General features: G+C 77.0%; 1 pseudogene. It reads left to right on the forward strand.

The features are described from left to right. Positions 1-534, forward strand: a pseudogene (locus L0B03_RS18975) (chromosome segregation protein SMC); the annotation flags it as partial.

Here is a 534-nt window from a genome sequence, read left to right on the forward strand (position 1 = left end):
ATCCGACTTGAGCGCCGCGTCGCCGACCTGCAGCGGGCGGTCGCGGATCGTCGCGAGGGGCTCGCGCGTCTCGCAGGTCAGGTCGCTGCCCGGCGCAGCAGGCTCGAGGCCACCGAGTCCGAGATCGGCCGGCTCCGGGAGAACCTCGCCGAGGCCGAGCGCCGCGGGCACGAGGCCAACGTCGAGTTCGCCGCCCTCGAGGCCCAGGTCGCCGGGGCCGAGGAGGGCGAGGAGGGGCTCGACGCCGAGCACGAGCGTGCGGTCGAGGCCCTCGAGGAGTCCCGGGCGCGCCTGGTCGTGCTGCGCGAGGCCGCTCAGGTCGCCGACCGGGACCGCGCCACCTGGAGCGCCAAGGTCGAGGCCCTCGAGATGAGCCTGGTCCGCAAGGACGGCGCGGGAGCCCTGCTCGCTGCGGAGGACCTCGCCGGGGTGCTCGGCTCGCTCGCCGCCCTCGTCGGGGTCGAGCCCGGGCACGAGGAGGCTGTCGCCGCGGCCCTCGGCGTCGCGGCCGAGGCCGTCGCCGTCGAGTCGGTG

It is taken from the genome of Actinotalea sp. C106 (genome assembly GCF_023630195.1).
GTDB lineage: Bacteria > Actinomycetota > Actinomycetes > Actinomycetales > Cellulomonadaceae > Actinotalea.